The sequence below is a fragment of the Actinorhabdospora filicis genome, from assembly GCF_030269765.1.
Lineage (GTDB): Bacteria > Actinomycetota > Actinomycetes > Mycobacteriales > Micromonosporaceae > Actinorhabdospora > Actinorhabdospora filicis.
In genome coordinates this window covers 888,219-913,365 of sequence record NZ_BSTX01000001.1, presented here as the reverse complement: position 1 = coordinate 913,365, position 25,147 = coordinate 888,219, and the positions used below count along the sequence as shown (strand labels likewise).

The following is a 25,147-nucleotide window of genomic DNA, read 5'->3' as shown; positions in this document are numbered from 1 at the left end:
GCCGCATGACACAAGCGAACCCACCGTGGGTGGCACCGTTCGTCCTGGACACGCCCGAGGTCACGCGCGAGCGCGTCGGGCATTACGACCTCTATCTCCCCGAGCCGACTCCTCTTTCTGAAACGGGCCCTCGCCCGGCGGTGATCATGCTGCACGGCGGCCCGGTCAACCCGGCCTGGCCCGCCTCCCCGCGCGACTGGCTGGGCTATCGGGGCCTGGGCGCGCAAATCGCCTCGCGCGGCTACGTGGGCGTCGTCGTCGACCACGGGCTGCACTCCTTCGGGCATTACCCGCAGGCGTGGGCGGACTGCCGGGCGGCCATCGACGCCGTGCGCGCCGACCCGCGCGTGGACGGCGACCGCATCGTCGTGTGGGTCTTCTCCGGCGGCGGCCCCTTCGTGGTCCCGCTGCACACCGAGCGCGTCGAGGGGCTGCGGGCCGTGGCCCTCACCTACCCCTTGCTGGCGCACCCGGAGCTGGCCGAGGGCTTCGACGTCCTGGACGCCATCGACGCCCTGGGCGCGCTGCCGCTCATCTTCACCCGCGTGGGCCTGGAGCACCCGCCGCTGGTCGACGGGCAGGAGAAGTTCCTGGCCGCGGCGGCCGAACGCGATTTCGAGCTGGACCTGATCGACGTCCCGAACGGCCATCACGGCTTCGAGCAGATCGACCACACCGAGGAGTCCCGCGAGGCGCTGGAGCGCGCCTTCGAGCTCATCTTCGCCCGCCTGGCCTGACCGGTCCCGGTACGCGCGCCGCCCCGCGCGTGCCCCGTCTCAGACGTCTTCTCCCTCGGCCGCGCGGCGCTCGATGTCGTCGGCGGTCTCGGCGGCCCAGTCGGCCATCGCGGCCATCATGTGCTCGCCCATCCGGATCTGGTACCGGTCGATGGGCTTCGGCTTGTTCGGGCACAGCTCCCGCAGGCGTGCCTGGCGCGCCCGGTAGAGCAGCTCCTCGGCCCGCAGTAGCGGGACCGCCTCCTCGGCCCGCAGCAGCGGCAGCAGGAACATCCGCAGCCCGGACTCGCTGCGCACGTTGCGCATGGGCTCGGTCTCCACCAGCCAGCGCCGCAGCTCCTCGCGTCCCTCCGGGGTGAGCCGGTAGACGCGTTTGCCGCGCGCACCGCTCTCCTCGGCGGTGACCGCCCCGTCGGCCTCCATCTTGCGCAGTTCGGGATAGATCTGGCTGTGCTTGGCCGACCACATGTTGGCCGCCGACAGCTCGAAGTGCTTGGTGAGGTCGTACCCCGAGGCGCATTCGGACTCCTGGAGCAGCCCCAGCAGGGCGATGCGAAGTGACATGGCCTCATCGTAATGCAAGATTCGACATGTTGGAGTTGACAGGTCGAACTTCATATGTAAATCTCGACAGGTCAAACTTTCCGTGTGCTTGAACAGGTCCCTGGAGGATCCGTGTCGACTCAGACGGCCCCACCCCCCGTCCCCACCGCCCTCGCGCGGCCCGCCGTCAAGGGCATGGGCCTGCTCCTCGTCGCCGTCTTCGGTGGCATGTTCCTGGCCCTGCTGGACAGCACCATCGTCGGCACCGCGCTGCCCCGCATCGTCGGTGAACTCGGCGGCGGATCCCTCTACACCTGGACCGTGACCGCCTACCTGCTGTCCTCGACCATCACCGTGCCGATCTACGGGCGGCTGTCGGACGTGTTCGGGCGCAAGAACCTGCTGATCACCGGGCTCGGGTTGTTCCTGCTGGGTTCCCTGCTCTGCGCGTGGTCGCCCGACATGGGCTGGCTGATCGCCTTCCGTGCCCTCCAGGGGCTCGGCGCCGGCGCGCTGATCCCGCTGTCGCTGGCCCTGGCCTCCGACCTGATCCCGCCGGAGAAGATGGGCCGGATGCAGGGGATCATGGGCGTCCTGATGGGCACCAGCATGGTCGGCGGCCCCTACCTGGGCGGCGTCCTCACCGACAATGTCTCCTGGCACTGGATCTTCCTGATCAACCTGCCCGCCGGTGTGCTGATCCTGGCGGTCATGCTGTGGAAGCTGCCGAAGACGACCCGGGACCGCTCGGTGAAGGTCCGCATCGACTACGCCGGCATCGCGGTGTTCGCGCTGGCCATCTCGGCGCTGCTGATCGGGCTGACGCAGAAGTCGGCCTCCGAGGGCGGCACCGGTGAGCTGCGCGAGTGGACCGACTGGCAGGTGGCCGGGCCGCTCGGGGCGTCGGTGGTCCTGCTGGCCCTGTTCGTGCTCATCGAGACGAAGGTCGCCGAGCCGCTGATTCCGCTGGGGCTGTTCAAGAACCGCGCCTACACCACGTTCAACCTGGCCTCCTTCTTCGGCGCCTTCGGGATGATGACGGCGATGGTGTTCCTGCCGCGCTTCTTCCAGGACGCCCACCGGGTCTCGGCCACCGACTCCGGCCTGCGGGTCTACCCGACGATGATCGGGATCGTGGTCGGCAGCATGGTCGCCAGCGTGGTCATCGCCCGCACACGCCGGTTCAAGGCGCTGCTGGCCGGATCGGCGCTGCTTCTGCTGGCCGGGTGCGTGCTGTTCTCGCAGCTGTCCTTCACGACGCCGACGTGGACCACGGCGATCTGGATGGGCCTGCTCGGGCTGGGCATCGGGCCGATGCTGTCGGGGCTGACCATCGCCATCCAGGGCACCGTCGCGCCCGAGCACATCGGGCTGGCCACCGGCAAGCTCTCCTTCTTCCGCCAGGTCGGCGGCTCGGTGGCGCTGGCCGTCGCCGGCACCCTGTACATCCAGGACGTCCGGGCCGACGCGCCGGTGAAGGGCATCGCCGAGGCGGCCTCGGGGGCGACCGGCTCGCTGCTGGCGTGGGTCGGCGGCATCGGCGCGCTGATCATGCTGGTGGCGCTGCTCGCGGCGCCGGGCGGGAAGCTCAAGCTGCGCGGCGCGCCGCGCTAGTCACCACTCCACAAGGGACCGTTCCACGGGGGCGGTCCCTTGAAGTTTTCCTACTTCCCTGCGGGCGGTGAGGTAGCTAAAGTGCGCTCCATGACCCGTTCACCGCTTTTAACCGAGGACACCATGGCCCGACACGCACCACCGCGCCGCCGGATCGCCGCAGGTCTGGCCGCCTCCGCCCTCATCGCCACCGGGCTCGCCGCCCTCTCCGCCGCCCCCGCCCAGGCCGCCGGAAGCGAGCGCCAGCAGCAGTACAGCCGGGCCGCCGCCGAGTTCGGCGTCCCCGAGAGCATCCTCCTCGGCGTGTCCTACATGGAGTCGCGCTGGGCCGACCACGCCGGGCAGCCCAGCACCGGCGCCGGATACGGGCCGATGCACCTCACCGACGCCGCCGAGGCCAACGCGTCGGGCACCCACCACGACGGTGACGAGGACGCGCGCGGCGACGAGTCGCGCCCGCTCATCACCACCCCCGAACTCGCCCCCGCCGCCGCCGACCCGGCCTTGCAGACCCTCGACGCGGCCGCCGCGCTGACCGGCGCCGACGAGGCGTCCCTGCGCGCCGACGCCGCCCAGAACATCCGCGGCGGGGCCGCCCTGCTCGCCGCCCACCAGCGGGACCTGGGCGTGACCTCGTCCAGCCCCGCCGACTGGTTCGGCGCGGTCGCCCGCTACTCCGGCGCCACCGACGCCGGTACCGCCGGCCGCTTCGCGCAGGACGTCTTCGAGCTCATCCGCACCGGCGCCGCTGAGGACACCGACGCCGGCCCGGTGTCGCTGGCCGCGCAGCCCGACCTGGAGGCCGCCGAGCCGCAGCTGTCCGAGCTGGGCCTGCGCTCCTCGCACGCCCCCGAGGCCACCGACTGCCCGGCGAACCTCGGCTGCGAGTGGATCCCGGCGCCCTACGAGCAGTACGGGCCCAAGCCCGGCGACTACGGCAACCACGATCAGGCCAACCGCCCGACCGACATGAGCATCGACTACATCGTCATCCACGACATCGAGGGCTACTACTCCTCGGCGGTGGACATGGTCCAGGACCCCACCTACGTGTCCTGGCAGTACACGATGCGCAGCACCGACGGCCACACCGCCCAGCACGTCAAGCCCGAGGACGTCGCCTGGCACGCCGGTAACTGGTACGTCAACTCGCACTCGATCGGCATCGAGCACGAGGGCTTCGCGGCCAACGGCGCCTGGTACACCGAGACCCTCTACCGGACCTCGGCCCGCCTCGTCCGCTACCTCGCGCACCGCTTCAACATCCCGCTGGACCGCGCCCACATCATCGGCCACGACAACGTGCCCGGCACGATCCCGTCGACGATCCGCGGCATGCACTGGGACCCGGGCCCCTACTGGGACTGGTCCCACTACTTCGACCTGCTCGGCGCGCCCTTCTGGGGCATCGGCTGGCAGGGCTCCGGCCAGGTCGTGATCGACCCCGACTTCCAGCGCAACCGCCCCGCCATGGTCGGCTGCGACAGCAAGAAGCCCGCCGACCCCTGCCCGGACCGGGCCAGCAGCACGGTGTTCCTGTACAGCGGCCCGAGCTTCGACGCGCCACTGCTGTACGACATCGGCCTGCGCCCCAACGGCGACCGCTCCACCCGCCACGTGTCCGACCACGGCTCCCGCGTGGCGACCGGGCAGCAGTACTCGGTCGCCGACCGCCAGGGCGACTGGCTGGCGATCTGGTACCTCGGCCAGAAGGGCTGGCTGTACAACCCCGCCGACAACCCCGTGGCCAAGCAGACCCTCGGCCTCATCGTGACGCCCAAGAAGGGCAAGGCGACCGTCCCCGTCTACGGCCGCGCCTACCCGGAAGAGGCCGCCTACGCCGGCACCGGCATCGCCTACCAGACGATCACGCCGCTGCCGTACACCTTCGCGGCCGGGCAGCGCTACACCATCGGCGACCTGTCGCCCGAGACGAACTACTTCTGGGCCAAGACGATGGCCGGGCCGAACGTCGTGGTCAACGGCCAGATGCGCTACTACGAGATCCAGTTCGGGCACCGGATCATGTACGTCAACGCCGCGGACGTGGACGTGCTGCCGTCGTTCTGGAAGTGGTAACGGCTGGATGAGAGTGGGGCCGCTCCTTCGGGGGCGGCCCCTTTTTGCGGCCCGTCCCTGAGTCGCCACCGCCCTCTCACCTAGGGGACACTTCCTCCTCCGGGCCCATGCCGCCCTTGCCCACACCGCTTACCGTGTGTGGAACGCCCACCGACCGATTGGCCGCAGATGAAAGATCAGATCATCCACTTCATGGACGGCATCATGGCCACTCCATGGGTCTACCTCGGCATCTTCACGATCGCGCTGCTCGACGGCTTCTTCCCGGTGGTGCCCGCCGAGACCGTCGTCATCACCGCCGGTGTGTTCGCCAGCGCGAACGGGAAGCCGATCCTGGTGCTGGTGATCCTGGCGGGTGCGGCCGGTGCCTTCGCGGGCGACCACATCTCGTATCTGATCGGGCGGACGGCGGGCGGCGCGATCCGGCGCAAACTCAAGTCGGGCAGCAAGAAGGGCAAGCTGTTCGACTGGGCCGAGAAGGCGCTCGCCGAGCGCGGCGGCATGGTGCTGGTGATCTCGCGGTACATCCCGGGTGGGCGGACGGCGACCACGCTCATCACGGGGACGGTGGGCTACCCGCTGCGCCGGTTCTCGTCCTTCGACGCGATCGCGGCCCTGTCGTGGGGCGTCTACAGCGCGTGCATCGGCTACTTCGCCGGTGAGGCCGTGGAGGGCGACCCGGTGAAGGGGCTGCTGCTCGGGTTCGGCATCGCCATCTCGATCACGATCATCATCGAGGTCGTGCGTTTGGTGATGAAGCGCGCGAAGAAGAAGGACGCGCCGGTGGAGGCCGCGCCGATGCCGGTCGCCGCTGAGGCCGACTAGCCGGCCCGGTGGGCCGAAACCGGCCGAAACCCGGCTGAAACCTGAGAGGCGGGCGCGCCAGGGGCCGTCCGCCTCTCTCACGTCCTTGTTTCCTACTTAACCGATAGGATATGGTGGGCACATGACCAGGGCCATCATCCACAGTGGAGCGACTCGCCGAGGGGCGTTCCACCCCCGGGGCTGTCCGGGCCGCCGTAGCTAGCCGCCACCGACCCGACCCCGACCCTGGAGTGACCATGACCATCCAGCTGGAACGCCCACCCGCACTCAACGGACTGACCGTCACCATCGAGCTCGCCGCCGCCGGGGCGAGCCTGAACGAGGACCTCGTCCAGACCCTGGACGCCGTCCGCGACCAGATCGCGCACCTCGGCGCGGTCACCGTCACCGTCCGGGCCGCCGAGCCCTACGAGATCGAACCGGCGCCACGCATCGACACCGGCGCCGAGATCCACATCTACCCCGACTCGCGGGTGGTGCGGCAGGGCACGCGGGAACTGTCGCTGAGCCGCCTGGAGTTCGACCTGCTGCTCTTCTTCGCCGATCACCCCGGCCAGGTCTTCAGCCGGGCGCAGCTGCTCCACTCGGTGTGGGGGGACGCCCACGTCGGGCGCCGGACCATCGACGTGCACATCCGCCGCCTGCGCATGAAGGCCGGGGACCGCTTCCCGCTGGTCACCACGATCAGGGGCGTCGGCTACCGCTTCGACGGCCAGGGCCGGGTCAGCGTCACGCGAGGCTGAGGACGTCGTCGGCGGGGCACCGGCCCCGCCGCGCGTACCGCTCGGCGAACTCCCCGACCGGATCGGCCAGGGCACCCGCCCCCAGCCGCGCCAGCGCCGGGATCGCCGCGTCGAAGCACGCCCGGGCGGCGCGCGCCAGGGACGGGTCGTCCAGCCCGTGCCGGGCCGCGCGCTCCCACACGTCCACCACGGGCAGCGAGCGCAGGGCAGCGCGGGCCTTGGCCCCGGCCTCGGGGTCGTCGAACAGGGCGGTGGCCAGCGCCAGGGGCACGATCCAGTCGTCGCCGGACTGCGCGTCGACCATCCGCAGCTCCAGGTAGCCGCGCGGGCGCACCGGCGGGAACAGCGTCGACAGGTGGTACTCCAGGTCGTCGAGGCTCGCCCCGCCCGAGGCCAGCCAGTCGCGCAGGCGCAGGCCGCGCGGGACGTCCCAGGGCCCGTCGTCGCGGCGGATCATCATGACGTGCGCGTCGAGGGCGTAGCGCGCCCAGGCCGCGCGCGGTTCGCCCGTGCCGATCGGCGCGGTGCGCCGGGGGTCGACGCGCGACCACACGCGCATCCGGGTGGACTTCCAGCCGCTGGGCGCGCCCAGCCGCAGCGGCGAGTTGGCGAAGGCGGCGGTCAGCACCGGACCGGCCAGCCGCGCCAGCTCCCAGCGTTCGGCGTGACCGAGGGGGCCGGGCTCCTCGTGCCCGGCGTCCAGGCAGATCTGCACCGAGGCGGTGTTGGCCATCATCCACCGCCCGGCGCGGCCGTCGCGGTCGAAGTAGGCCTCCATCGCCGAGTAGCGGGGCGAGCGGCGGACGCGGCGGGGACGCCGGTCCGGGTCGAGCCCGAGGCCGACCAGCGACAGCCCCAGCGGGTCCAGGGCCGCCCGCACGCGCGCGAGATCGGCGGAGGTGCGCCGGACGCATTCGGCGAGCCCGGAGGCCGGCAGCGAGCTGAGTTCTAAGGCGCCGCCCGGCTCGAAGGTGAGGGAGCCGTGCCGGGGCGCGCCGGTGGCGGTGACCTGCGCGGCCAGGCGGGCGGGGTCGGCGCGGTCGAGGCGGTCGCGCCCGGGACGCACCAGCCACTCCAGTTCGACCCCGACGCGTCCGGGTGTTCCGGTGCGGAAGGCGCCCGCGGCGATGTGTTCCGCGGCCTCCCCGACGGTGAGTGCGGTTCGAGCGCTCAGGGCGGTCACGGCGGCACCTCCGATGTGGACGCTTTTCAACGACCATAGAGGCACAGCTCACGCACGGCAATACCCTAGTTACCCGATAGGAAAAAGCGGGGCCGGTCCAATCGTGTGGACCGGCCCCGCGTGGGATGGCGGCGTCAGCGCAGGAACGGCAGAGTCCGCACCAGGCCCGTGCGGGCCCAGGGTTTGCCGAGTCCGAGGTAGTCCCCGCCCCGCACGAACGCCAGGCCCAGCAGGACCACGGCGTAGATGAGGTGCTCGTCGAGGAAGGGGTTGCTGGACAGCGGCAGCGAGGCCATCCACATGAACACCAGGAGCACGGTGCCGCCGATCGCGGCGATCCACATGCCGATGCCGAGGATGAGCGCGGCGCCGATGCCGGCCAGGCCGATCATGAACAGCCAGTCGGCCCAGCCCTGTCCGGCCATGGAGTTGAAGAAGCTCTTGAAGGGGCCGCCGACGTTGCTGAGGTAGCCGTCGGTCGGGCTGCCGCCGTTGATCCAGGACCGGTCGGAGGGGGTGGCCTTGCCGAGCCCGAAGAGCTTGTCCAGGAAGGCCCAGAGGAACACCCAGCCGAGCAGCAGCCGCGCCAGGCCGAAGAAGAACTTGCCGCCGGAGTTGGTGACGGCCATGCCGACCTTCATCGACTTCAGCGGCACCGTCTCGCCGGTGTCCACGGGCGCCGACACGGTGGCGGTGGCCGGTACGGGGACGGGCGTCGCGGCCGGTACGGCCTCCTCGACGCGCGAGGTGGCGGCGGTGCGCGCGTCCTCGGCGGCCGTGGTCGCCTCGCTCGCGGCCGCGTGGGCCTCGGCGGCGGCCTCGCTGGCCTCACCGGCGGCCGAACGCGCCTGCTCGGTGGCCTGGTTGAAGGCCGAGATGCCCGCGGAGGTGCCCTCGTCGGCGCCCGACGGGGCGGCGGGCGGGTTGAGCTGATCGGGGTCCGGGGCCGCGCCCGCGGCGGCCTGCTCGGCCTGATCCTTCCAGGACTCGTGACCGGTCGTGCTCATGACGCACCCGCCTCTCACGTCCACTACCTGGGACGATGTCAAGTCTAGGAGTGATCGGTGCGAATCGGCGCGCTTCGATCAAATGGTGTGTATGAGGCGAATGACACGGGGCCCGGCCACCGGCCGGGCCCCGCCTGCGCGTCGCCGCCTACCGCAGGATCGGCACCTTGCGCACGAGGCCTGTGCGGGCCCATGCGCGGCCGAGTCCCCAGGTGTCGCCCGCGTTGGCGAAGGCGAGCGCGACGATGGCCAGCCAGTAGACCAGGTGCTGGTCGAGGAAGGGGTTGGCCATGAGGGGCAGCGAGGACGCCCACAGCAGCACCAGCAGGAAGAACCCGCCGATGGCCGCGACCCGTAGTCCGATGCCCAGGACGAGGGCGATGCCGAGCCCGGCGAGCCCGCCCACGAAGAGCCAGTCGGCCCACGCCTGGCCGCTGAGGTTGTGGAAGAGGCCGCCGAGGGGACCGTCGACGCTCTTCAGGTATCCGGCGGTGGGGCTGGCCCCGTCGATCCATCCCTTGCCCGCCGGTGTCGGTTCGCCGAAGCCGAAGAGCTTGTCCAGGAAGGCCCACAGGAAGATCCAGCCGATCGCGATCCGCAGGACGGCCAGTGCCCGGCCGGTCGCCGTGGAACGTGCCGCCGTGTCGTCGCCTAAATGATCTGTCGCGTTGTGCGCCGCGATGCCGGTCATGGTGCACCTCTCACATTAGTGGGGGTTTGGGAGGTCAGTATGACGATTGAGCATTCAACTGTAAAGACGTCGGTGGGATCAATCGGACAGTGACTGCCGAGGGTCCATGGACGTCTTGACACCCGGGTGAATGCGGGTATGAGTCGTGCCGTTTCGGTATTCGCTGACCGATTGATCCGATTAGGCTCCCGGCATGAGCGCCGACGTGATCGCCGGATTCGTCAGCCTGGTCCTGCTGGAACTGGTCCTGGGCATCGACAACATCGTGCTCATCTCGATCCTGTCGGGGAAGCTGCCACCGGCCCAGCAGGACCGCGCTCGCCGCATCGGCCTCGGCCTGGCGATGATCATGCGGCTGCTCCTGCTGCTGGCCCTGTCCTGGGTGGTCAAGCTGACCGAGCCGCTGTTCGGGCTGTTCGGGCAGGGCATCTCCGGGCGGGACCTGATCCTCATCCTCGGCGGCTTCTTCCTGCTGGCCAAGGGCACCTACGAGATCCACGACAGCCTGGAGAACGCCGAGGGCCACGACAACCCGGCCAAGGGCGCGGCGAGCTTCGCCGGGGTCCTGACCCAGATCGTGCTGCTGGACATCGTCTTCTCCCTCGACTCGGTCATCACCGCCGTCGGCATGGTCGACGAGCTGTGGGTGATGGTCGCGGCGGTCGTGGTCTCGGTCGGGGTCATGCTGGTGGCCGCCGGGCCGCTGGGCCGGTTCGTCAACCGGCATCCCAGCGTGAAGATGCTGGCCCTGTCCTTCCTGCTGCTGATCGGTGTCACGCTGATCGCCGACGGCTTCGAGGTGCACGTCTCGAAGGGCTACATCTACGTGGCGATGGGCTTCTCGCTGGCGGTGGAGCTGCTGAACATCAGGGCGAGCACGCTGCGGGCGCGGCGGGCGGCCCGCAAGGAGCGGGAGCCGGTGCGGCTGCGGCAGCGCTACAGCGAGGACGAGGCGTGATCGAGGTCCGCGCCGGGACCACGCCCAGCCTGGCCCCGCCGGTCTTCGCCGCCCTGGAGGGCGCGACGTACATGCGCGCCGAGGTGCGGCCGAGCCTGGGCGAGCCGGACGGGCTGCTGCGCGCGGTGGCCGCCGGTGAGCTGGACGGCGCGGTCGTCCCGCTCGGCGAGGTCCCGGACGGCACGCGCGCGCTGCGGCTCGGCCACGACCGGCTGGTCCTGGTCGTCCCGCGCGGCATCGACCCGGTCGGGCCGGGCCGCCGGGGGCTGTCGGGGCGGCGGGTCGTCCTCTACGCCCACGTGGACGCCGGGGCGCTCGCCGCGCGCCTGGAGCGCGCGGGGGCCGAGGTGCGGCGGGCGGTGACGGCGCAGACGGCGCTGGCGATGGCGCGGCGCTCGGGGACCCCGGCGGTGGTGCCGGGCAGTACGGCCCTGTGGGGCGCGTGGGAGGAGGCGGTGCCCTCGCCGGTGGGCGCGCGGGTCCCGCTGGGGCTGGTGGTGCCGGTGGCCGATTCGGCGGCCGGGCACGTGCTGCGCTCGTCGGTGCTGGCACTGCGGGGAGCCGTTCCCGGCCCGCGGAAGGCCTCCGCGGGCCGGGCGCCGTCGGGCGGGTGACCCGCCGCCCGATGGACCGCCGCCTCACAAGCGGACGACTAGGCGGCCGTGGTGAATTCCGCGGCCGTGGGGGCGCGGCCGCGGTCGAGCACGGTGGCGAAGACCGCGACGGCGACCGTCACCACGGTCACCACCGCGAAGGACGCGCGCAGGGTGCCCAGGTCGCCGACCCGGCCGATGACGCTCGGCCCGATCAGCCCGGCCAGGGACGTGAAGGTCATGACCCCGGCGACGCCGCGCGCGGGGGAGGGGCCGACGCGGCCACCGGCGGCCGCGGCGAGCGGCACGGTCAGCGCCGAGCCGAAGCCGATGAGCACGAAGCCACCGATCGCCACCGCCGGTGAGGGCGCCAGGACGACGAGGACTCCGCCGGTCCCGGCCAGGCTCGCGCCGATGCGGACCGTCCCGCCGGGGCCGACGCGGGTGACGAGGAGGTCGCCGAGCATGCGCGACAGCGACATCGCGCCGACGTAGCAGGCGTATCCGGCGGTGGCCACCGCGTCCGAGGCCTGGGTGACGTCGCCGAGGTAGATCGCCGACCAGTTCATCGAGGCGCCCTCCACGAAGGCCGAGCACAGCCCGACCAGGCCGATGGCGACCACCGAGCGCGGCGGCATGGCGAAGCGCCTGGGGGAGTCCGGGGTGGCGTCCTCTCTACCGGCGGGCAGGTCGCGGCCGGAGATCCACGCGAGCGGCACGATGACCAGGGCGACGGCGGTCATGTGGATGCGCGCGTCGAGCCCGGCCCAGGTGGCGAGGGTGCCGATGCCCGCCCCGGTCAGGGTGCCCACGCTCCACAGGCCGTGGAGGCCGGTCATGACCGAGCGGCCGAGGTGCCTCTCGACCACCACGCCCATGGCGTTGGTGGACACGATGGACACGCCGAGGACGACGCCGACGGCCAGCATCGTGGCCGAGAACAGCGCGAGGTTCGGCATCAGCATGGGCAGCGGCAGGGCCGCGCACCACAGGGGCAGGGACAGCCGCAGCGCGCCGCGCACGCCGAAGCGGTGGACGAGGCGGGTGGCCATCGACATCGCCAGCAGCGAGCCGATCGCCTGGCACGTGAAGGCGACGGAGAAGGCGCCGGCGGTGACGCCGAGGTGCTGCTCGGCCCAGTTCACCCGGGAGGCGAAGGTGCCGGCGACGACACCGTGGACGAGGAAGCCGAGGGAGATGGACAGGCGGGTCCGGGAGGGCCCTGGGGGCGCAGGGGGCATGGCGGTAAATTATCAGGCAGGGTCCCTGAAAGAAAGGTGTTTCAGGACACCGCCACCTCCGCGTCCCGCTTCGCGTCGTGCCTTCCTACCGACCCGGCCAGCGACAGCATCACCAGCGCGATGACACCGAGCATCACGAAGCTCCACGGCAGCGAGGTCAGGTCCGCCACCGCGCCCATGACACTGGGGGACACCAGTCCGGACGTGTACATGATCGTCACGAGACTGGAGATGCCCTGACTGGGGACGGCACTGGTGCGGCTGGCCGCGCTGATCGCCAGCGGGATCGTCACGGCGATGCCGAGGGCGATGAGCACGAAACCGGCGATGACCGGCACGGGATGCCTGGTGGCCGCCACCAGGAGCGCGCCGCCCGCGGTGACCGCGCCGCCGACCCGGACGGTCCGCACGCCGCCGAACCTGCGCACCACCGCATCTCCGGTGATGCGGGCCAGCGCCATCGTACCGGCGAAGACGCCGAAGCCCACCGCGGCCGTCCCGTCGTTGGTGCCCACCACGTCCGACAGGAACACCGTGGACCAGTCGTGGGTGGCGCCCTCGATGAGCGAGCCGCAGAACCCGACCAGGCCCACCCCGATGATCGCCTTGCCGGGCAGGGTGAACTTGGGCGGCTTGACATCCCCGGTGGACGCCGAGGGCGAGGGCAGCAGCGAGCACACCCACCAGCCCGCGACCGCCAGCAGCGCCGCCATCGCCGGGAGGTGGACGCGCGCGTCCATCCCCGCGTAGGTGACGCCCGCGCCCAGCCCGGCCGCGGCCAGGCTGCCCACGCTCCACCAGCCGTGCAGGCCGGACATGATCGGGCGGCCCAGTCCGCGCTCGATGACCACCGCGAGCGCGTTCATGGCCACGTCGGAGGTCCCGGCGGCGGCGCCGTAGAGGAACAGCGCGACGCACAGGGTGGCCAGGTTCGGCATGAGCGCCGGGAGCGCCAGGGACGCGCCGAGCAGCACGATCAGCAGCCGGGTGGCCGCGCGGTAGCCGAGGCGGTGGACGACGCGGGCGGCGGTCGGCATGAGCAGGAACGCGCCCGCCGCCGGGCACAGCAGCGCGACGCCGAGCTGGCCGGGGGAGAGGTCCAGATGCTGCGAGATCCACGGGATCCGGGTGACGAAGCTGGCGCCGACCATGCCGTGCACGGCGAATACCATGGTGATCGTGACCCGGTCGCGCCTGGTCATCCGCTCTGCCATGAGGGGCCTCCCTGGGGTGGGCATGAGGGAGCGGCACGGTCCCGTCTCCTGGGCGGGGCCGCGACGCGGGCTCAAACTATCAGGTAGGTTCCCTAATGACTAGAGTCTCGTCTAGTCTCTTGAAGTCGAGTTCCCAGTCGAGAGGACGGCCGTGAAGACCGCGACCCCCAGCCTGGCCCGGGCGATCAACGACCGGGTCGCCCTCGACCTGCTCCTCGCGCACGGGCCACTCTCGGCGCCACGCCTGCGGGAACTCACCGGCCTGTCCCGCCCCACCGTCTCCGACCTCCTCGAACGCCTCGGCCAGGCCGGGCTCGTCCGCGAGGCCGGGGAGGAGGGCGCCGACCGCCGCGGCCCCAACGCCCGCCTCTACGCCCTCGTCGCCGACCACGCCCACGTCGCCGGCGTCGACGTCCGCTACGACGCCGTCACCGCCGTGGTCGCCGACCTCACCGGACGCCACGTCGCCACCGCCCGCCGCGTCATCTCCGAGGGCACCCCGCTGCCCCGCACCATCCGGCAGACCACCATGGACGCCGCCCGCCGCGCCGGGCTCAGCCTCGGCGACCTGCACAACCTCGTCATCGGCGCCCCCGGCCTCATCGACCCCGCCACCGGCGACCTGGAGTACCCCGGCCTGCCCGTCATCCCGCTGCCCGAGCTCACCGACCTCATCGGCGTCCCCGTCGTCATCGAGAACGAGGTCAACCTCGCCGCCATCGCCGAACTCCACACCGGCGCCGCCCGCGGCCACACCGACTTCGTGCTCATGTGGATCGACCGCGGCATCGGCGGCGGCGTCGTCCTCGACGGCCGCCTGCGCCGGGGCGCCTCCGGCGGCGCCGGGGAACTCGGCAAACTCCGCCTGGTCACCGACGCCACCGCCCGGCCGGGCGAATGCGGCGTCCCCGACCTGATCTGCGCCGCCGCCGTCCGCGACCTCGCCGCCCGCCACGGCGTACCCGGCGACCGGCCCGGCGAGATCCTCGACGCCGCCCTCGCCTCCGGCGGCGAGGCCTTCCTCGGCGAACTCGCCGACGGCGTCGCCCTCAGCGCCGCCGCCGCCGTCTGCGTGATCGACCCCGGCCTCGTCGTCCTCGCCGGGGAGACCGGACGCCACGGCGGCACCGCGCTCGCCGAACGCGTCGAGACGCGCCTGAACGCGATGACGCCGGTGACCACCCGGGTCGTGGCCACCGAGCTCTCGGACAACCCGATCCTGGCCGGTGCGGTCCGCACCGCCCTGGAGGTCGCCCACCAGAAGGTCTTCGGCGGCGGACGTCCCTAACCTGTTACAGCACGATGTCCAACACGTACCTCCAGAGTGGACAAGGCCCCGCCCGCCGACGAGAATGACCTGATGCCTCCCGCTCAGACCCCGCTCCCGGCGGGCTATTCGTTCCGGCGTCCCACCGTGGCCGACGCCGAGGCCGTCCTGGCGGTGGCCGAGGCGCACGAGACCGCCGCGATCGGCGAACCCGACATCACCATCGACGACGTCCTCGACGTGATGGAACGCCACGACCCCGCCACCGACGAATGGGTCGTCGAGCACGACGGGGACATCGTCGCCTGGGGCTACGTCGACGACACCTTCGGCGGTGAACGCGCACGCATCCTCGTCACCGTCCGGCCCGGGCACGACGCGACCGCCGGCCCGCTGCTGGACGCCCTGGTCGCGCGCGCCGCCGAGCTCGCCACCGCCTCCGGCGCCGGGGGCGTGGACGTGCGGGCCTCGGCCGTGCACGGCGACACCGCCCTCAGGGACGCCTTCCAGGCCGCCGGATTCGCCGTCGAGCGCTTCTACGGGCGCATGCACCTCGACCTGTCCGGCGACGAGACCGCGCCCGAGCCGCCCGCGGGCATCGAGGTCAAGGTCTTCACCGAGCTGCCCGACCGCGAGGAGGCCGCCCGGGTCCACCACCGCATCATGGACCGCGGGCTCGGCGGCCAGCGGCAGTACGCGGCGGCCGACTTCGAGACGTGGTGGGCCAACATCACCGCCGCGTCCTCGGTGCCGCTGGACGAGTGGCGCGTGGCCTACGTCGACGGCGAGCCCGCCGCCGTCCTGCAGACCTCGAACGTGGGGATCGCCGAGAACGGCGGCTGGATCCGCAACCTCGTCGTCCACCCCTCCTACCGGGGACGCGGGCTGGCGCAGCTGCTGCTCGGCACCGCCTTCGCGCTGTTCGCCTCGAAGGGCCGCACGTGGGTCGGCCTGGCCGTCGACACCGGCGATCCCGCGCGGGCCTACGACATCTACGAAAAGGTCGGCATGCGGCCCAAGTACATGATCGACGTGATGAAGGCGCATGTCCCATCCGTGTGACTTAATGGGCACATGGATCTTCCACTGAAGTCCGCCCAGGGGCGCGGGGTCGTCTTCGCCTCCGTGCTCGGGTCGGCGGTGGCGATGCTCGACGGGACCGTGGTCAACGTCGCGCTGCCGCACATCGGCGCCGAGTTCGGCGCCGACATGAACGGGCTCCAGTGGATAGTCAACGGCTACACCCTCACCCTGGCGGCCCTGGTGCTGCTGGGCGGCGCGCTCGGGGACCGCTTCGGGCGGCGCAAGATCTTCCTCATCGGGGTCGTGTGGTTCGGTGTGGCCTCCATGCTGTGCGGGCTCGCCCCCAGCGCCGGGCTGCTGGTGGCCGCGCGCATCGTGCAGGGCATCGGCGCCGGGCTGCTGACGCCGGGGTCGCTGGCGATGATCCAGTCCTCGATCCGGGAGGGCGACCGGGCCGCGGCGATCGGCGCCTGGTCCGGGCTCGGCGGGGTCGCCTCGGCGGCCGGGCCGTTCCTGGGCGGGTGGATGGTCGACTCCTTCGACTGGCGGTGGGTCTTCTACATCAACGTGCCCGTGGTCGCCCTGGCCGTGGTGGCGACGCTGGTGTGGGTGCCCGAGAGCCGCGCCGAGGGCGACCGGGAGGGGCGCTTCGACGTCCTGGGCAGCGTCCTGGGCGCCGTCGCGCTCGGCGGGATCACCTACGCGCTGGTGCAGACCAAGCCGCTGGGACCGGCGATCGCCGCCGCGGTCATCGGCGTCGGGGCCGGGATCGCGTTCGTGGTGGTCGAGCGCCGCAGCGCCAACCCCGTCCTGCCGCTGCGGCTGTTCCGCTCGCGCCAGTTCAGCGGCATCAACGCCGCCACCTTCTTCGTCTACGCCGCCCTCGGCGGCGTGCTGTTCTTCCTGGTCATGTACCTGCAACTGGTGGCCGGGTTCAACGCGCTCCAGGCGGGCATCTCGCTGTTGCCCTTCACCGTCCTGATGCTGCTCTTCTCGGCCAGGGCCGGTGCCCTGGGCGCCCGGATCGGGCCGCGCAGGCCGCTCACCGTCGGCCCGGCGCTGGCCGGGCTGGGCGTCCTGCTGTTCCTGCGCATCGGGCCCGGTGCCTCCTACTGGACCGACGTGCTGCCCGCCGTGCTCGTCCTGGGCGCGGGCATGACGATCACCGTCGCGCCGCTCACCGCGAGCGTCCTGGCCGCCGCCGGTGAGGGCCACGCCGGTGTGGCCAGCGGCGTGAACAACGCCGTCGCCCGCGCCGCCAGCCTCATCGCGGTGGCCGCGCTGCCGCTGGTCGCCGGGATCACCGGCTCGGCCTACGAGGACCCGGTCCTCTTCGAGCGCGGCTTCCACATCGCCACGATCATCTGCGCGGTCCTGCTCGGCCTGGGCGCGCTGGTCGCGTGGCTGACCGTGCGCGACCCGGCCCGCCCGGCCGCGCCCGACAACCGGATGCACTGCTCGGTGAGCGCCCCGCCGCTCCAGGCCGGCAGCCGCGGGTAGGTTCTCGATCATGGATAACCTCACCGTCCGCCGCGCCACCACCGCAGACGTCCCCGCGATCGTGGCGATGCTCGCCGACGACGTCCTGGGCGCCACCCGCGAGGACGCCGCCGACCTCGCCCCCTACCTGGCGGCCTTCGCGGTCGCCGACGCCGACCCGCACCAGCACATCGTGGTCGCCGAGCAGGACGGCGAGGTGATCGGCACCCTCCAGCTCACCGTGATCCACGGCCTGTCCCTCAAGGCCGCCACCCGCGCGCAGGTCGAGGGCGTGCGGGTGCGCGCCGACCAGCGCGGCACCGGGCTCGGCTCGTACCTGATGACCTGGTCGGAGGAGAAGGCGCGGGAACTGGGCTGCGCGCTCATCCAGCTCACCTCCAACAACGCCCGCACCGACGCCCACCGCTTCTATGAGCGGCTGGGATACAAGGGAACGCACATCGGCTTCAAGAAAGAACTCTAGGGGCGTCCTTTTAGGACGATCTTCGGTAGCCTCCCATCGGGTCCGAACGGGCCAAAGGGAGGAAACCGTGACGGAGACCAGAATCGCGGTCGGCGACCGCACCGCCCTGTGGCTCATCGGGGTGGCCACGACCTTCGGCATGCTGGTGGGCGCGCTGCTGCTGGGCGACGCCCGCCCGGCCGCGGCGGCCACCTACGAGGTGGAGTGCCCGTCCACCTCGCCCGACCACACCGACTACCTCGCCGCCGAGTTCGGCAAGGCCAAGCGCGGCGACGAGGTCGTCGTCAAGGGCACCTGCGTGACGCGCAAGACGCTGTGGCTCAAGGACGGCGTCACCTACCGCGGCGACGGGCGCGACGGCGCGGTCCTCAAGCAGGCCGACGGGGCGAAACTGGCCGCCCTGGTCGCCACCGACTCCTGGGCGCTGACCGGTGAGGCCGGGAAGAGCGGCACCAACGCCAACGTCACCGTCCGCTCGCTGACCATCGACGCCAACGCGGCGGGCAACGCCGGAGCCGCCACGATCGGGCTCGTCGTGCGCGCCTGGGACAGCCGGGTCTACGACGTGGCCGTGTACCGCGCGGGCGGCGACGGCATCCGGGTCACCACGGTGACCTCCGACGGGACCGTGCTGGCCAACGGATCGGGCGTGGACGAGCCGCACACCATGGTCAACTCCATCATCGCCGACTCCTATGTGGAGGAGAGCGGGCGCGACGGGATCTCCGTGGAGGACCCCGGCAACGGTGCCACCGACTGGATCGTGGAGCGCAACTGGATCGCCGGTTCGGCCCGGCACGGCATCGGCTCCGACAACGCCGCCGGCTGGCAGATCCGCAACAACCACGTCTACGGCGTCGGCGAGAACGCCATCGACCTGCGCCGCTGCTACAACACCGGCGTCCACGACAACTACATCGAGGACTTCGGCGGCAACGGCGGCGCCGAGCGCTTCGGCATCCGCTGCGACCTCCAGGGCGACGTCCCGTCCACCATCGCGGGCAACAAGATCAACCAGTTCCGCGGCGGCGGGCACCCGATGAAGGCCGGGACCTACTTCGCCATCGGCCTCGACGGTGTCAACTACGGCAAGGGCTACGCGACGGTCACCGGCAACGCCATCGTGGGCACCGCCGGGACCGTCGGGACCGAGACCGGCCTGGCCTACCGGGGCGGCGCGGACCTGACCGTGGTCTCCACCGGGAACCTGGTGACCGGCTGCGACACCGCGCTGAGCAAGGACACCGGCGTCGTGGTGACCAGCGGCATCTGAGTCCCGCCCCTGACGAGGCTCCGCCTGTTCGGGCCGGTCGCGGCGGCGACCGGCCCGCACGCCGGGACATTCGGCCGATGGCCGCCATTCCCTTAACGGCAATAGTGTCGCAGCACACCATTCGTGTGATCGGCATCTCTTTCGCCCCAGGGACTGACGGTGACCGCGATCCAGCTGAACGGCCTCTCCAAGACCTTCGCCGACGGCACCGTGGCCGTCCACGACCTCAACCTGACCGTCGACAATGGAGAGTTCCTGGTCCTGCTGGGACCCTCCGGGTGCGGCAAGTCCACCGTCCTGCGCATGATCGCCGGACTGGAGCAGCCCACCGCCGGCGAGGTCCTGCTGGACGGCGAGCCCGTCACCGACGTGCACCCGTCCGAGCGGCAGATCGCCATGATCTTCCAGAACTACGCCCTCTACCCGCACATGACCGCCGGGGAGAACATCGGCTTCCCGCTGCGGCTGCGCAAGCACGAACGCGCCGAAGTGGACGCCCGGGTCGCGCACCTGGCCACCATCCTCGACATCACCGACACCCTCGCCCGCCGCCCGGGCCGGCTGTCCGGCGGGCAGCGGCAGCGGGTGGCGATGGGCCGCGCGCTGGCCCGCCGTCCGCGCGTGTTCCTGATGGACGAGCCGCTGTCCAACATCGACAGTGGCCTGCGCGCCCAGCTGCGCGCGGAGATCTCGGCGCTGGTGCGGGAACTGAACGTCACCACCGTCTACGTCACCCACGACCAGACCGAGGCGCTCACCATGGCCGACCGGGTCGCGGTCCTGCGCCACGGCGCCCTCCAGGACGTGGGCACCCCGAACGAGATCTACCACCACCCGGCCACCGCCTACGTGGCCGCGTTCCTGGGCACCCCGCGCATGACGCTGTTCCGGGCGAAGGTGCTGGCCCACCTCGACGACTGGGTGCGGCTCCAGATCGGCGAGCAGTCCCTGGACGTCCCCGGCCACGACGTCACCGCGCACATGCTGCGCCACTACCACGGCGAGGAGATCATCGTCGGGATGCGCCCGGAGGCCCTGCGGCTGCCCGACCGTGAGGCGAACGACCCCGTGCTGCACGCCCGCGTCCGGCACATGGAGCACGCCGGGCACGAGAGCCTCGCCCACCTCGACGTGGGCGCCACCGCCGCCCCACTCGACATGACCGAGGCGACGCCGAAGCGCTCCGCGCCCGCCCGCCGGGGACTGTTCCGCCGGGCCACGGCCGCCGCCGCACACCCGCCGGACGCGCACGTCGAGCGGCACCTGGAGCGGCCCGTCGAGCTGACCCTGCGCCTGGCGCCCTACCCGCGCCTGGCCGCCGGGGACCGCCTCACCGTGCAGGTCGACCCGCGGCAGCTGCACTTCTTCGGCGACCGGGGCGAGCGCATCGGCGCCGGGCAGCAGGGCCGCCGTCCCCGCTCAGGACGCGGTTAGCCCCCAGAACGGCTGCCCGGGGACCAGCCGCCGCGCCCGCCCGGGACCGAACCCGGCCTCGCGCATCGCGGTGGCGATCGCGCCCATGGTGTGCAGGCCCGCGGGTACGTCCTGCACGCGCAGCATGAGGTCGAGGTGGGCCGCCGCGACGGCGTTCTCGCGGGCCATGGTGACCAGGACGAGCCGCCCGCCCGGCGCGAGGAGGCTCCGCACGTGCGCGAAGACCCCGGCCAGTTCGGTGGGGCGGAAGTAGTAGACGCAGTTCAGCAGCGTCACCGCCCCGAACGGGCCGCCGGTGTACTCGCGCAGGTCGGCCGCCTCGACGCTGGCCCGCCCGTCGAGCCCCCAGGCCGTCAGGTTCGCCGCGGCGCCCGCCACGACCTCCGGCGACAGATCGATGCCCACGCCGGTGTTGGCGCGCCCGTCGAGCGCGGCCCGCAGGTACACGCCCGTGCCGCAGCCGACGTCCAGGACGCGCGCGTCCGGCGGCACCGAGGCGCGCACGAACCGCGCGGTGAACGGCTCGGCGGCCCGGGAGACGCCGGCGATGGTCGCGGCGAACTCGCCGAGGTCCCCGCGCTCGGCGCCCGACAGCAGCGCGTCGTAGGTGCCGGTCTGGTACTCGGTGACCGAGCGGTAGTGGTCGCGCAGGAACGGGTCGGCGGCGATCGCGCGCCAGCGGCGCCCGCGTGGGAGGTACCGGCCGTCGCGCAGCCTCAGCTCGCCCAGCGCGACGCCGACCGCCAGCCACGAGCGCACCGTCTCGGCCTCGCCCGCGCCCACGTCGGCGACCGCCTCGGCGAGGGTGAAGCCGGGCCGGTCCGGCAGGCCCGTGCGGGCCGCGCTGGACAGGAACAGCGAGCGCACCACCTGGCGGGAGTCGCGGATGGCCGAGAGCCTCGACAGGGCCCTCATTTCGGCGGCCGCAGGCCGAAGACCCGGCGGGTGACCCACCGGATCGCGCGCGTGGACGCCGATGCCCGGCGCAGGGGCGGGAAGGCTGCCTCGTCCATCTCCGGTGTGAACCTCTCTCCGTGGCGACTCAGGTGCAGGTAGATCGGGTAGGACGCCCGGGCGAAGAACCGGCGCGCCCACTTCGCGTGCGGCAGCCGCAGGTCCGCCCGGATCGGGCCCGGATCGCCGTGCACGGCCCCGGGACGCCCGTCGCGCCCGAACCACGCCAGCGCCCGCCGCACGATCGGCATCGCGCCCGGGTCGGCCACGCCCATGTCGGTCAGGACCCGCCAGTCGACCGCGACCGGGTCCGGGCCCGCGTACAGCCGCTCCAGCCGCACCGGCTTGTCGCAGGCCATCACCCCGAACGCGCCGGTGGCGACCGGGCCCCACGCGTCGACCACCGCGAAATCGGGCGGATGGGCGTCCAGGATCATCATGATCGCGTTCTCGTGGTCCAGCTCGCGATTGGAGTAGGTGGTGCGGTCGGTGCGCTCGCCGGTGCCCACGAGCGTGTTCAGCGAGAGGTGCCCGCCCTGGCGCGGATCGGTGCGCAGCTTCGACAGCACCACCCGCACGTCGGCGTCCCGCCACGCCCGGCTCACCGTCGACTGCGAGACGCCCCGGTCGAAGCGCGTCTCCACCTGGTCGCCCGACACGTCCACCACCCGGTAACCCGGATCGGTGAAGCCCAGCCGCTCGGCGACCTCGTCCACCGAGCGGTTGGCGTAGTAGCGCTCGTAGACGCTCGGCGCCTCCAGCACCGCCACGTCCGTGGCGCCGTTGGCGCGCAGGTAGGCCGCCAGCAGCGCCACGATCTCGGGGGAGACGGTGTTGGAGCGGTCCCGCACCGAATAGCCGAGCGTGAACGCCGTCCGCACCGCCACCCGGCCGCCGGAGGCGCGCACGCGCTCGCCGAGCCCGGCGGCGTCCAGGATCCTCGTGAGCCGCTCGGCCAGCTCGCCGCCCTCGGCGACGTGCACGTCCCCGCCGGTGGCCACGCTGCCGCGGTGCGGCCCCGGACGGCGCGCGGCGGGCAGGAACCACGGGCTGACCGCCGCCAGGCGCGCCGCCAGCTCCTCCGGCGCGATCACGGGGGTCTCGTCGTGGGCGAAGGCATCGGTGAGCACCGCGAAGATCTCGCGGTGGCGGGCCTCGTCGGCGCGGATCCGGTCGAACTGGGCGCGCTCGGTCTCATCGGCGGCCAGTTCGACCAGCCGCTCGTAGCAGAGCTCGGCGCTGCGTTCCAGGGCGATGTTGAGGCGGCAGTAGCGGCCGAAGTCCTGGTACTCCAGCTCGTGGCGCAGCGCCGCCGGGACCTGCCCGGTGGCCCTCGCCGCGAGCGTCGCCGCCGAGGCGATCGCCCATCGCGCCGCCGCGCGCGCCGGCGTCCGGTGATGCCTGGTCGCCGCGACCCAGCCCGAGGCCACCCCCTGCGCCTGCCGCGCGAAGATCCGCAGCCGGTGGCCCTTGGCCGCCAGCAGCCGCCCGCGGACGTAGAGGGTGTGCAGCTCCTCGTCCTTCCACGCCCAGATCAGCGCGTGCCGCACCAGGTCCCGCACGGCCGGATCGACGCGCAGGCGCGCGACCCGCTCGACGATGAAGGCGTCGTCATAGGCGATCGCGGCGATCTGCTCGCGCTCCAGGGCCAGCAGCATCAGGCGCGAGCGCTCCCGGGCGGGCGGCATGCGGGACCACGCCGCGAGCATCGCGGCGGTCTCGGCTATGAGGGGGTGGTCGGCAGTGGGCATGGCGCCTTCCGGGGTCGGGCACCTGGATTCTTACACGGCCCGGCCACCCGCCGGGACGATCGGTGATCATCGTGCCCGACCCATCCCCCGACCCTCCACAATCGACTGACCCGGATGTGCCGTTTTCGCCCGGACGCACGCCTGGGTGAGATCCACCTGACGGTTTTGGGGTTCATTTCCAGTGTCAAATCCTGTACACAGATCGAGATGACTGTCTGACAGACAGGTACTCGGCCACCCCACCGTGAGCAGAGCATCTGAAAGAGAGGACATCGCCGTGTCTCCCCTCGACCGTTCCAGCGACCGCGCGATATACCGGCAGATAGCCGATGACCTGCGCGCCGACATCAGAACCGGGGCTTTCGGACCGGGAGACCGGCTGCCCTCGGAGAGCGACCTCGTGGCCCGGTACGGCGTCAACCGCCGCACCGTGCAGCACGCGTTCGGGCTGCTCATCGCCGAGGGACTCGTGTACTCAGAACACGGCAGCGGCAGATTCGTGCAGGGACGGCCGCCGGTGCGGAGGCTGGCGTCCGACCGGTTCGCGCGGCGGCACCGGCGGGCGGGGCAGGCGGCCTTCACCGTCGACATGGAGCAGGCGGGGCGGGTCTACGACCCCAGGAACGACGTGGAGATGCTCGATCTGCGCGTCGGGGCGCCACCGGACCGCATCGAGGACCGCATAGGCGACGGGCCGGTGCTGATCCGCTCGCGGCGCTACATCGTCGAGGGCCTGCCGTTACAGCTGGCGACCTCCTACGTCCCGCTGGACGTCGCGGAGGGCACCGCGATCATGTCGGCCGACACCGGGCCCGGCGGCATTTACGCGCGCATCGAGGAGAACGGGCACCGGCTCACCCGCATCACCGAGGACGTGACGGTCGAGGTCGCCGCCGAGGGCGTGCAGCGGCTGCTGCGGCTGCCGGTGGGCGCGCCGGTGATCCACCTGGTGCGCACCGCCTACGCGGGGGAGCGGGCGGTCGAGGTGTGCGACACGTTCATGAACGCCACCGCGTTCGAGCTGTCCTACGAGCTGCCCGCGCGTTAGAGGTACGCGTCGGGTGTGGTGAAGCCGTAGCCCGCCTTCTTGAGCGCCTCGATGACGCGGGGCAGCGCCGTGGCGTCCAGGGTCGAGCCGTCGTCGGGGTTGGCGCCCAGGTGCATCAGCACGATCTCGCCGGGCCGCAGCGCGTCCATGACGCGCTTGCGGATGGCGTCCTCGGTGACGCCGCCGGAGGTGCCCTTCCAGCCCAGGGAGTCGACCGTCCAGCGCACCGGCACGTACCCGGCGGTGTTGACCAGGTGCACGCACCGGTCGTCCCGGTCGCCGTAGGGGAAGCGGAACCACGGGTGCGGGTCGCCTCCGGCGGCGCCGATGGCGCGTTCGGCCGAGGCCAGCTCGGCGCGGATCTGCTCGTCGGACAGCTGCGTGAAGTGCGGGTGGGTCATCGAGTGCTGCCCGAGGGTGTGCCCGGCCAGGACGATGCGCCGGACCGCGTCGGGGTTGGCGCGGGCGAACTCGCCGGTCAGGAAGAACGTGGCGTGGATGCCCTCGTCGGCCAGGGTCCGCAGGATCGGGTCGAGGCCCTGCGCGCCCGCGCCGCCGTCGAAGGTGAGCGCGACCTTTTTATCGGTGGTCGGCAGGACGGTGAGGTCCTGCCCGGCCAGGGCGGGCGGGAACGGCGCGGCCGGTGGCCTGGACGAGCCCGGTGAGGCCGACGGTGACGGCGAGGGCGACGGGGACGCGGTGGGCGAGGGCGAGGCGGTCACCGGTGGCGCGGTACCGGACCCCGTCGAGGTCGGCGCCTGCGCGGCGGGCTCGGTGGGGCGGCCGCGCGCGACCAGGTAGATGAGCCCGGCCAGGGAGATGGCGATGACGGTCGCGACCACGGCGACGACCGTCCACTGTCGGCGGTTCATGGGGGCCGTCCCAGGGCGAGGGTGAGTTGCCGACTCCATTGGAGCACGGGGTGACCCCATGATCGCGGATCTTCCCACCTCGGCCGTTCGGACAGACCTTCGGTGACGTGTCATTCACCGGTTGACGTGCGCCG

Annotated in this window: 23 protein-coding genes; 14 read left to right on the top strand and 9 right to left on the bottom strand. The window is 72.2% G+C overall.

The features are described from left to right. The first annotated feature begins 5 nt into the window (after positions 1–5). Positions 6–737, top strand: coding sequence for an alpha/beta hydrolase (locus tag QSK10_RS04150; RefSeq protein ID WP_285661229.1), 732 nt, complete (start codon positions 6–8; stop codon positions 735–737). 39 nt (positions 738–776) lie between these two features. On the opposite strand, the gene QSK10_RS04145 is transcribed toward QSK10_RS04150, so the two are convergent. Continuing rightward, a complete protein-coding gene (locus QSK10_RS04145) occupies positions 777–1,301 on the bottom strand; it encodes a PadR family transcriptional regulator (RefSeq protein WP_285661228.1) in 525 nt (174 codons plus the stop codon). 111 nt (positions 1,302–1,412) lie between these two features. Here QSK10_RS04145 and QSK10_RS04140 point away from each other — a divergent pair, with 111 nt between their 5' ends. The 4 genes from QSK10_RS04140 (at position 1,413) to QSK10_RS04125 (ending at position 6,541) form a co-directional block, all read left to right on the top strand. After that, on the top strand, positions 1,413–2,894 hold the full coding sequence (locus QSK10_RS04140) for an MDR family MFS transporter (RefSeq protein ID WP_285661227.1): 1,482 nt from the start codon (positions 1,413–1,415) through the stop codon (positions 2,892–2,894). A 90-nt stretch (positions 2,895–2,984) separates the two neighbouring features. Next, the gene (locus QSK10_RS04135) at positions 2,985–4,973 is read left to right on the top strand and encodes an N-acetylmuramoyl-L-alanine amidase (RefSeq protein WP_285661226.1); all 1,989 of its coding nucleotides are present in this window, start codon (positions 2,985–2,987) and stop codon (positions 4,971–4,973) included. Between the two features lie 192 nt (positions 4,974–5,165). Continuing rightward, on the top strand, positions 5,166–5,798 hold the full coding sequence (locus QSK10_RS04130) for a DedA family protein (RefSeq protein WP_285661225.1): 633 nt from the start codon (positions 5,166–5,168) through the stop codon (positions 5,796–5,798). A gap of 236 nt (positions 5,799–6,034) precedes the next feature. After that, on the top strand, positions 6,035–6,541 hold the full coding sequence (locus QSK10_RS04125; RefSeq protein WP_285661224.1) for a winged helix-turn-helix domain-containing protein: 507 nt from the start codon (positions 6,035–6,037) through the stop codon (positions 6,539–6,541). Here QSK10_RS04125 and egtA read toward each other — a convergent pair. The 3 genes from egtA to QSK10_RS04110 form a co-directional block, all read right to left on the bottom strand. Beyond that, positions 6,528–7,724: an ergothioneine biosynthesis glutamate--cysteine ligase EgtA gene (gene egtA / locus QSK10_RS04120; RefSeq protein ID WP_285661223.1), complete on the bottom strand. Its 1,197-nt coding sequence runs from the start codon at positions 7,722–7,724 to the stop codon at positions 6,528–6,530. The two genes, QSK10_RS04125 and egtA, sit on opposite strands and share 14 nt — an antisense overlap. Before the next feature lie 134 nt (positions 7,725–7,858). Continuing rightward, a complete protein-coding gene (locus QSK10_RS04115) occupies positions 7,859–8,365 on the bottom strand; it encodes a DoxX family membrane protein (RefSeq protein WP_432705314.1) in 507 nt (168 codons plus the stop codon). Positions 8,366–8,879: 514 nt separating this feature from the next. Continuing rightward, positions 8,880–9,422: a DoxX family membrane protein gene (locus QSK10_RS04110; RefSeq protein WP_285661222.1), complete on the bottom strand. Its 543-nt coding sequence runs from the start codon at positions 9,420–9,422 to the stop codon at positions 8,880–8,882. Positions 9,423–9,615: 193 nt separating this feature from the next. On the opposite strand from QSK10_RS04110, the gene QSK10_RS04105 reads away from it, so the two are divergent. Both QSK10_RS04105 and QSK10_RS04100 read left to right on the top strand, forming a co-directional pair. Beyond that, positions 9,616–10,380 carry a TerC family protein gene (locus QSK10_RS04105; protein WP_285661221.1) on the top strand — a complete coding sequence of 255 codons (765 nt, stop codon included), beginning with the start codon at positions 9,616–9,618 and terminating at the stop codon, positions 10,378–10,380. Next, positions 10,377–10,994: a LysR substrate-binding domain-containing protein gene (locus tag QSK10_RS04100; protein WP_285661220.1), complete on the top strand. Its 618-nt coding sequence runs from the start codon at positions 10,377–10,379 to the stop codon at positions 10,992–10,994. Before QSK10_RS04105 ends, QSK10_RS04100 begins: the two co-directional genes overlap by 4 nt. Positions 10,995–11,032: 38 nt before the next feature. Here QSK10_RS04100 and QSK10_RS04095 read toward each other — a convergent pair whose 3' ends face one another. Further along, positions 11,033–12,214: an MFS transporter gene (locus QSK10_RS04095; RefSeq protein WP_285661219.1), complete on the bottom strand. Its 1,182-nt coding sequence runs from the start codon at positions 12,212–12,214 to the stop codon at positions 11,033–11,035. Positions 12,215–12,255: 41 nt separating this feature from the next. After that, a complete protein-coding gene (locus QSK10_RS04090) occupies positions 12,256–13,428 on the bottom strand; it encodes an MFS transporter (RefSeq protein WP_285661218.1) in 1,173 nt (390 codons plus the stop codon). A gap of 151 nt (positions 13,429–13,579) precedes the next feature. Between QSK10_RS04090 and QSK10_RS04085 the strand changes: the two genes are divergently transcribed. The 6 genes from QSK10_RS04085 (at position 13,580) to QSK10_RS04060 (ending at position 20,388) form a co-directional block, all read left to right on the top strand. Further along, positions 13,580–14,716, top strand: a complete 1,137-nt coding sequence (locus QSK10_RS04085) for an ROK family transcriptional regulator (RefSeq protein WP_285661217.1) — start codon at positions 13,580–13,582, stop codon at positions 14,714–14,716. A 72-nt stretch (positions 14,717–14,788) separates the two neighbouring features. After that, positions 14,789–15,757 carry a GNAT family N-acetyltransferase gene (locus QSK10_RS04080; RefSeq protein ID WP_285661216.1) on the top strand — a complete coding sequence of 323 codons (969 nt, stop codon included), beginning with the start codon at positions 14,789–14,791 and terminating at the stop codon, positions 15,755–15,757. A 12-nt stretch (positions 15,758–15,769) separates the two neighbouring features. Continuing rightward, a complete protein-coding gene (locus tag QSK10_RS04075) occupies positions 15,770–17,218 on the top strand; it encodes an MFS transporter (RefSeq protein WP_285661215.1) in 1,449 nt (482 codons plus the stop codon). Between the two features lie 10 nt (positions 17,219–17,228). Next, complete coding sequence (locus tag QSK10_RS04070; RefSeq protein ID WP_285661214.1) at positions 17,229–17,681, top strand: GNAT family N-acetyltransferase; 453 nt, start codon at positions 17,229–17,231, stop codon at positions 17,679–17,681. Between the two features lie 67 nt (positions 17,682–17,748). Beyond that, a complete protein-coding gene (locus QSK10_RS04065) occupies positions 17,749–18,954 on the top strand; it encodes a right-handed parallel beta-helix repeat-containing protein (protein WP_285661213.1) in 1,206 nt (401 codons plus the stop codon). Positions 18,955–19,113: 159 nt separating this feature from the next. Next, positions 19,114–20,388 (top strand): ABC transporter ATP-binding protein, encoded by a 1,275-nt coding sequence (locus tag QSK10_RS04060; protein ID WP_285661212.1) that lies wholly within the window; start codon positions 19,114–19,116, stop codon positions 20,386–20,388. On the opposite strand, the gene QSK10_RS04055 is transcribed toward QSK10_RS04060, so the two are convergent. Both QSK10_RS04055 and QSK10_RS04050 read right to left on the bottom strand, forming a co-directional pair. Next, positions 20,374–21,303 carry an SAM-dependent methyltransferase gene (locus QSK10_RS04055; RefSeq protein WP_285661211.1) on the bottom strand — a complete coding sequence of 310 codons (930 nt, stop codon included), beginning with the start codon at positions 21,301–21,303 and terminating at the stop codon, positions 20,374–20,376. The two genes, QSK10_RS04060 and QSK10_RS04055, sit on opposite strands and share 15 nt — an antisense overlap. Continuing rightward, a complete protein-coding gene (locus QSK10_RS04050; RefSeq protein ID WP_285661210.1) occupies positions 21,300–23,093 on the bottom strand; it encodes a DUF362 domain-containing protein in 1,794 nt (597 codons plus the stop codon). The genes QSK10_RS04055 and QSK10_RS04050 overlap by 4 nt, the downstream gene beginning before the upstream one ends. Before the next feature lie 277 nt (positions 23,094–23,370). Here QSK10_RS04050 and QSK10_RS04045 point away from each other — a divergent pair, with 277 nt between their 5' ends. Further along, positions 23,371–24,141, top strand: coding sequence for a GntR family transcriptional regulator (locus QSK10_RS04045; RefSeq protein WP_285661209.1), 771 nt, complete (start codon positions 23,371–23,373; stop codon positions 24,139–24,141). Here QSK10_RS04045 and QSK10_RS04040 read toward each other — a convergent pair. Next, positions 24,138–25,013 carry a polysaccharide deacetylase family protein gene (locus tag QSK10_RS04040; protein WP_285661208.1) on the bottom strand — a complete coding sequence of 292 codons (876 nt, stop codon included), beginning with the start codon at positions 25,011–25,013 and terminating at the stop codon, positions 24,138–24,140. The two genes, QSK10_RS04045 and QSK10_RS04040, sit on opposite strands and share 4 nt — an antisense overlap. Positions 25,014–25,147 lie beyond the last annotated feature (134 nt).

Excerpts from the sequence above, each read along its gene's own strand:
- QSK10_RS04050 (WP_285661210.1), bottom strand. The coding sequence starts at position 23,093 with ATGCCCACTGCCGACCACCCCCTCATAGCCGAGACCGCCGCGATGCTC.
- QSK10_RS04130 (WP_285661225.1), top strand. The coding sequence starts at position 5,166 with ATGGACGGCATCATGGCCACTCCATGGGTCTACCTCGGCATCTTCACG.
- QSK10_RS04135 (WP_285661226.1), top strand. The coding sequence starts at position 2,985 with ATGACCCGTTCACCGCTTTTAACCGAGGACACCATGGCCCGACACGCA.
- QSK10_RS04125 (WP_285661224.1), top strand. The coding sequence starts at position 6,035 with ATGACCATCCAGCTGGAACGCCCACCCGCACTCAACGGACTGACCGTC.
- QSK10_RS04055 (WP_285661211.1), bottom strand. The coding sequence starts at position 21,303 with ATGAGGGCCCTGTCGAGGCTCTCGGCCATCCGCGACTCCCGCCAGGTG.
- QSK10_RS04040 (WP_285661208.1), bottom strand. The coding sequence starts at position 25,013 with ATGAACCGCCGACAGTGGACGGTCGTCGCCGTGGTCGCGACCGTCATC.
- QSK10_RS04070 (WP_285661214.1), top strand. The coding sequence starts at position 17,229 with ATGGATAACCTCACCGTCCGCCGCGCCACCACCGCAGACGTCCCCGCG.
- QSK10_RS04075 (WP_285661215.1), top strand. The coding sequence starts at position 15,770 with ATGGATCTTCCACTGAAGTCCGCCCAGGGGCGCGGGGTCGTCTTCGCC.
- QSK10_RS04080 (WP_285661216.1), top strand. The coding sequence starts at position 14,789 with ATGCCTCCCGCTCAGACCCCGCTCCCGGCGGGCTATTCGTTCCGGCGT.
- QSK10_RS04095 (WP_285661219.1), bottom strand. The coding sequence starts at position 12,214 with ATGCCCCCTGCGCCCCCAGGGCCCTCCCGGACCCGCCTGTCCATCTCC.
- QSK10_RS04110 (WP_285661222.1), bottom strand. The coding sequence starts at position 9,422 with ATGACCGGCATCGCGGCGCACAACGCGACAGATCATTTAGGCGACGAC.
- QSK10_RS04105 (WP_285661221.1), top strand. The coding sequence starts at position 9,616 with ATGAGCGCCGACGTGATCGCCGGATTCGTCAGCCTGGTCCTGCTGGAA.
- QSK10_RS04090 (WP_285661218.1), bottom strand. The coding sequence starts at position 13,428 with ATGGCAGAGCGGATGACCAGGCGCGACCGGGTCACGATCACCATGGTA.
- QSK10_RS04145 (WP_285661228.1), bottom strand. The coding sequence starts at position 1,301 with ATGTCACTTCGCATCGCCCTGCTGGGGCTGCTCCAGGAGTCCGAATGC.
- QSK10_RS04150 (WP_285661229.1), top strand. The coding sequence starts at position 6 with ATGACACAAGCGAACCCACCGTGGGTGGCACCGTTCGTCCTGGACACG.
- QSK10_RS04115 (WP_432705314.1), bottom strand. The coding sequence starts at position 8,365 with ATGAAGGTCGGCATGGCCGTCACCAACTCCGGCGGCAAGTTCTTCTTC.